The 6,141-nt window shown below is 70.5% G+C and carries 7 protein-coding genes; all 7 read right to left on the reverse strand.

Annotated elements, in window-relative coordinates; all coding sequences use genetic code 11:
- Positions 1-120: 120 nt before the first annotated feature.
- Positions 121-1,548, reverse strand: coding sequence for a dihydroorotase (locus L942_RS33645; RefSeq protein WP_037368004.1), 1,428 nt, complete (start codon positions 1,546-1,548; stop codon positions 121-123).
- An 11-nt stretch (positions 1,549-1,559) separates the two neighbouring features.
- Positions 1,560-2,465 (reverse strand): acetamidase/formamidase family protein, encoded by a 906-nt coding sequence (locus tag L942_RS42285; RefSeq protein WP_051166433.1) that lies wholly within the window; start codon positions 2,463-2,465, stop codon positions 1,560-1,562.
- A complete protein-coding gene (locus L942_RS42290; RefSeq protein WP_051166434.1) occupies positions 2,462-3,157 on the reverse strand; it encodes an aldolase/citrate lyase family protein in 696 nt (231 codons plus the stop codon). Before L942_RS42290 ends, L942_RS42285 begins: the two co-directional genes overlap by 4 nt.
- On the reverse strand, positions 3,154-4,092 hold the full coding sequence (locus L942_RS33660; RefSeq protein ID WP_037368005.1) for a branched-chain amino acid transaminase: 939 nt from the start codon (positions 4,090-4,092) through the stop codon (positions 3,154-3,156). The genes L942_RS42290 and L942_RS33660 overlap by 4 nt, the downstream gene beginning before the upstream one ends.
- A gap of 12 nt (positions 4,093-4,104) precedes the next feature.
- Positions 4,105-4,506: a cupin domain-containing protein gene (locus L942_RS42295; RefSeq protein ID WP_051166435.1), complete on the reverse strand. Its 402-nt coding sequence runs from the start codon at positions 4,504-4,506 to the stop codon at positions 4,105-4,107.
- Positions 4,503-5,405 carry a polysaccharide deacetylase family protein gene (locus L942_RS33670; RefSeq protein WP_037368021.1) on the reverse strand — a complete coding sequence of 301 codons (903 nt, stop codon included), beginning with the start codon at positions 5,403-5,405 and terminating at the stop codon, positions 4,503-4,505. The genes L942_RS42295 and L942_RS33670 overlap by 4 nt, the downstream gene beginning before the upstream one ends.
- Positions 5,402-6,141 (reverse strand): cysteine hydrolase family protein (locus tag L942_RS33675; RefSeq protein WP_235079563.1); only part of this gene is annotated, 740 nt, incomplete at its 5' end. The genes L942_RS33675 and L942_RS33670, both read right to left, overlap by 4 nt.

A 6,141-nucleotide genomic window follows, 5' to 3' on the forward strand; every position in this document is an offset into this window, starting at 1 on the left:
AAGCTCATGACCTCTCGCCCGAGAGCGGGCCAAGTCACCGGCTAAGACCGGACGGGGCCCGAGTTCGTGCACAGCGGAAAGGCGCGGCCCCGGTCGGGCCGCGCCTTCCTCCCCGGCGGATCAGCAGGCCGGACGGCTCGCCACGTCCGAGGACAGCGACTGCTTCAGCAGCCGCCCGCCCGGGGACGGGGAACGCAGCGCGCCGTTTTCGACCAGGATCTGCCCGCGCAGGACGGTAAGCCGGTTGCGGGCCGCCGCCTCGTAGCCTTCCCACGGCGTGTAGTCCGCTTCGTGCAGGTCGGCCGCGGTGATCCGCCACTCCAGACCCGTTTCCAGCAGCGCGAAATCGGCGTCGCTGCCGATCGCGATCGCGCCCTTGTGCGGGTACAGGCCCATGATCTTCGCCGCGTTGGCCGACGTGAAGTCCACGAACCGGTGCAGCGGAAGACCTCGCCGCACCACGGCTTCGGTGTACGCGACCGCCATCCGGACCTCGACCCCCGCGTGGCCGCCGGTCGCGTCGAGGATCGTCTGCCCGCGGGTTTTCACGTCCAGGTCGGTGCAGACGCCGTCGGTCGCGAGCGTGCTGAGTGTCCCGGCGACGAGCGAATGCCACATCGCGTCCCGGTCCGCGGCGGACTTCAGCGACGGATAGGTGTGGTAGATGACGCCGTTCTCGCGCTTGTAGTCCTCCGCGGTGTAGTACGCGTAGTGCGGCAGGACTTCGCCGTACACGGGTTGTTCCCGCCCGCGCGCCTCGCGGATCGCCTCGATGCCTTCCGCCGCGCTCACGTGCATCAGGTAGATCGGAGCACCGACGTGCCGGGCGAGCGTGATGACACGCTGGAACGACAACTGTTCGGACAACGCGTTGTGCGCGTCCGGCATGTACGGCACCGCAGTCTTCTGCTCGCGCTGCAGCCGCTTGTACGCGTACATGACGATGTCGTCGTCTTCGCCGTGTACGCACAGCATCGCGCCGGCCTCGGCGGTCTTCTCCATCAACGCCCAGATGTGCCCGACGTCGGTCTTCTGCTTCGGCCGCGTCGGCGTCGTATTCGTCATCCAGACCTTGAAACTGCCGTGCCCTGCCGCGACCGCCTCCGGAACCTGGTCGAGGACCTCGAACGGGATTTCCGGCTGGGCGAACGTGCCGTGCAGCGCGTAGTCGGTGTACGAGCTGCCGGACCATTCCTTGCCCTTGCGCTCGAACGACTGCCACAGCTCCTCCCCCGGTTTCCAGTGCGCGAAATCGATGAGCGTGGTCGTGCCGCCGTGCACCGCGCCCTCGCTGACGCGGTCCGGGCCGAAGCATTTGATGCCGGATTCCGCGGCGGTGGGCAGCACGGAGTTGGTGTGCACGTGCGGGTCGATGCCGCCGGGCACGACGAGCAGCCCGGCGGCGTCGACGGTCCGCGCCGCCTCCGGCGGTTCGCCGTGCCCGGACTGGTACAGACCGACGACGATTCCGTCCGCCACCGCGATGTCGACGTGTTCGACCCCGGCCGGGGTCACCACGGTGCCGTTGCGCACGATGAGATCGAGCATGGGTTCCTCCGCTACGGTTGGGCACGCGTCAACCAGGACGCGAGCGGGGTGCCTGCGAAATGCGCGACGTCCACCGCCGCTTTGGCCGACAGCCGGGCGTTCACGAGCTGGCAGATCCCGGCGTCCGCGGCGATGCTCAGGAACATCGCCGCGCGCTCGCGGGTCCAGCCGAACGCGTCGACGGTCAGGGCGAGCAGGTCTTCCAGGGCCGCCTGCACGGCCTCGGCGAGCGTGTCGCCGTCGCCGATGGTCAGCAGGCGGCCGTCCGCGCTGAGCACGAGCGGGCGATCGGAGCCGGTCGCCGGTGCGCGGCGCCAGGACAGCGTGACCGCCCCTTCGACCTCGACGCCGGTCAGCGACGATTCGCCGTCGCCCTGGCAGGCGTGCAGATCGCCGGCGTACAGCGCGGCCCCGTCGGCTTGCGCGGTCAGGAAAATCGACGCGCCCGCGGTGAGTTCCTTGCAGTCGAGGTTGCCGCCGTGGACGCCGACGGTGCTGCTGCCGGGCGCCTCCCCGGGCACGCCGACGCCGATCTTGCCGACCATCGGGCGCACCGGGATCCGGACGCCGTCGCCGAACTCGACGCAGCCGTCCCTGATCGGCACCGAATGCCCGGAGGTGCCCAATCCCGCGACGGCGCCGCGCCCGGGCAGGGTTACCAGCGCGCCTCGCTCGGCGATGTCGATGGCGTGCAGGTCGACCCGGATCCGGTCGCCCGCCCGGACTCCGGGCAGCCGGACCGGGCCGGTCAACGGAATGGACAGGTCGGTGTAATCGCGCGACCGGTCGAACCCGCCGCCGGTGTGCAGGCTGCGGGTGCCGAGGACGAACCGTTCGTGCTCGGCCACCTCGCATCGCGGCGGGATGTCCGCGCCGAACTCCTGCTCGGCGCGCTCCGTGCTGACGACCACCGTCATCGGCCCGCCTCCGTCAATCCGCGCAACACGTTGAGCAGGCATTTCTCCCAGTACACCGAGCACGCGTCCGCACCGCGCGCGAACGCCGCCGCGACCCCGGCGGCGTCCGCCGCGGGCAACCCGACCGGAACGCCGTGCTCCCGGAAGACGCCGAGCGCCCGGTCGATCAGCTCGGGCAGCCGAGACACCGCCTCCGGCCGGTTGGCGCGCAGGTCGTCCGCCAGATCGGTCGGCCCGAACCACGCCGCGCCGACGAGTCCGGATTCGGCGAAGGAAGCCGCCTGCTCGACCGCGTCGACCGTTTCCACCAGCACCGCGATCCTGGGCGCCCCGCTGAACTCCGTGCCGTACCGGCTGGCATACGACACCTGCCTCGACCGGGTGCCGGCCGGCGGAAACCTGGTCGCCCGGTGCGCGGCTTCGATCTCCGCGAGCGTGCGCACCTGCGGCAGCAGCAGCTCCGTCACGCCGATGTTGGCGTAGGTGACGAGCGTCTGCGGCGCCAGATCCGGCACCCGCACCGAGACCTCGACGCCGCTGCCCGCGAGCGCCCGCACGACGTCCGCGCACCGGTCCGCGGACAGAGTGGTCTGCTCGGCGTCGAGGACGACGAAGCCCAGTCCCGCCTGCGCGATCTGGGTGATCAGCAGGCGGTCCGGCTCCGCCGTCAGGACACCGACCCGCCGGGTCACCTGGCCACCGCGGCGGGCGCGTACACCGGCCGCGCCCAGCCGCGGTCGGCGGCCGCGCGGTTGCGGACCGCACGCCGGTAGAGGTCCTGCAGCGCCCGGGTCAGCTCGCCGGGTCCGCCGTCGGCGACCGGGATCCGGTCGACCGAGCTGACCGGGCTGACCTCGGCCGCGCTGCCGCAGACGAACACCTCCTCGGCGGAGTACAGCTCGGTGCGGTCGATCGGCCGTTCGGTCACGTCGATGCCCAGTTCCGTCCGCGCCAGGTGCAGCACCGAATCCCGCGTGATGCCTTCGAGGATGCTCTCGGTCACCGGCGGCGTGCACAGCTTGCCGTCGCGGACCATGAAGACGTTGTAGCCCGCGCCTTCGGACACGTGACCGTCCACAGTGGGCAGCAACGCGGCGTCGTATCCGTTGCGGCGCGCCTCGAGCAGCGCGAGCCTGCCGTTCTGGTAGTTCGCGATCGATTTGACCCGAGGCGGCATCGACCGGTCGGAAATCCGGGCCCAGCTGGAAATCTGGACGTTCAGGCCGGGCCGGTCGAAGTACCGGCCCATCGGGATCGCGGCCATGAACATCGTCGCCGGCCCGGTGTCGTCCGGTTTGCCGTCCGGCGAGTCCACGAACACCTGCGCCCGCATGTGCAGGTCCTCGTGCAGGTCGTTCGCCCGGATCAGGCCGAGCAGCTGCTCTTCGAGCCGGTCGACGTCGTCGGGACCGTCGATCCCGACGACCCGCATCGAGGCGACCAGCCGGCGCAGGTGGTCGGCCACGCGGAAGGCGTACAGTTCGCCGGCCTCGTCGTCGAAGTACGCGCGGAAGCCCTCGAAGACGCCGACGCCGTACTTGGTCGAGGTCGAAAGCACGTGGAGCCGGGCTTCGGCGTAGGGCACGAGTTCGCCGTCGTGCAGCAGATAGGTGGGGGTGGCTCCCATCGGGATCGCCTCCTACTCGTCGGGGATGAAAGTCCAGTTCTCGGCGACGCTCATGCCGACGACCAGGTCGACGTCCTGGCCGGTGTCGTTGGTGAGGCCGTGGACCACGGATTTCGGGATGTAGACGGCGTCGCCCGGCCGCGCGCGGAAGTCCTGGTCGCCGAGGTGGATCAGCGGTTCGCCGCCGATCACGACGTAGAACTCCGAGGCGTCCGGATGGTGGTGGCGCAGGTGGTGCTGCCCGGGCCGGATCCGGCCCCAGCTGACGTTGAGGTCGTCCGACCCGCTCAGCTGCGGGTTGATCAGCGGGCAGACCAGCCCCTCGTCGCGCTGGCCGCGCAGCCCGGTCTTGCCGAGTTCGGCGAATCCCTGCTGCGCGACGCTGTGCACCAGCCGGCTGAGATCGAGCGTCACCGGTCCCCCCGCGGCGCGTGGTCGATCCACCACTGCGCGATGTCCGCGCGAGTGGCGAACCAGACGCCCTCCTGCGCGAGCGCGTACTGCAGGAACCGCCGCAGCGCGATCGCGACGCCCGGCCGTCCGCCGATCCGGCAGTGCAGGCCGACCGACATCAGCTTCGGCACCGTGTTTCCTTCGTGCAGCAACATATCGAGACTGTCCGACAGCACGGCGACGAAGTCGTCCGCCGTGCCGAGGCTGCCGGGGCCCCAGAACCGCGCGTCGTTGGTGTCGCCCGCGTACGGAACCACGAGGTGCTCCGCGTCGCCCGCTGGCACGAAGTACGGCAGGTCGTCGCAGTAGGCGTTGGAGTCGTAGCGGAAGCCTTCCTCGACCAGGATCTCGCGCGTCTTTTCGGTGATGCCGTCGCGCAGGTAAAACCCGACCGGCCGGACGCCGGTGGCCTTCTCGACCGACTCGCGGGCGCGGCGGATCTCCTCGCGCTCGTCCTCCTCGGGCATCCCGACCGTGCCCTGCCAGCGGTAGCCATGGCAGGCGACCTCGTGCCCTTCCCGGACCAGCGCCTCGGCGACCTGCGGGTTCCGCTCCAGTGCCATGCCGCAGGCGAAAACCGTGGACGGCACCTCGAATTCCCGCAGGATCCCGAGCAACCGCCACACCCCGGCACGGCTGCCGTACTCGAAGAACGACTCCTTCATCATGCTGCGCCGCTCGGGCGGGCTGCTCCAGCCGCCGAAAACGGAGATGTCCTCGTCGGCCTCGTCGCCGTGCGCGATGGAGCTTTCCGCGCCTTCCTCATAGTTCAGCACCACCGAGACGGCGACCTTCGCGCCGCCCGGCCACGGCACCGCGGGCGGGTGCTCGCCGTAGCCGATCAGGTCGCGCTCGCTCACGACGTCACCCGGCGACGCGCGCCCGCCTTCCACGCCGCGATCGCTTCCTCGAGCGTGCAGGTGTCGTGCCGGGCGCGCATGACGGTCATCGCCGCGTTGTGCACCTCGGTGTCGTATGCGCCGACACAATCTTCGACGAGCACGGCGTAGAAATCGTGGTGCGTCGCGTCCCGCAGCGTCGCTTCGACGCAACCGCCGGTCGATATGCCGATGACTGCTACCGACTCGATGCCCTGGCTGCGCAACAGCAGTTCGAGTTCGGTGCTGACGAACGCGCTCGGCCGGCGTTTGGTGACGACCGCTTCGCCGGGTTCCGGCCGGCATTCGGCGCAGAAGTCGGCAGCCGGGTCGCCCGCCAGGCTGAGCCTGCCCAGGTCCACCGAGCGTCCGTTGGCGATCGTGTACAGCGACCGCAGCCAGGCCGGCGGCGAACTCTGGGCGTCCGGCAGGTTTTCCACGCGGACGTGGAACACCGGGACGCCGTTCTCGCGCGCGGCCGCGATCGCCTGGCCGCAGCGCCCGGCGACGCCGCTCATCATGGACAGGTCGTGGTCCTCGCCGATGGTGCCGCCCTTGGCGACCGCGCCCTGCTGCATGTCGATGACGAGCAGGGCGTTCACCTCCGGGTCGAGCAGTTCGTCCAGGGTGTCGCGGACTTGCTTGCCGCAGATTTCGATCATGGTTTCCCCTTGTTTCGTGGCCCGCGCCCGGCTCCGGGAACGGCCCGGAGCCGGGC

The organism is Amycolatopsis orientalis DSM 43388, from assembly GCF_000411975.1.
Classification (GTDB): Bacteria; Actinomycetota; Actinomycetes; order Mycobacteriales; family Pseudonocardiaceae; genus Amycolatopsis; species Amycolatopsis orientalis_D.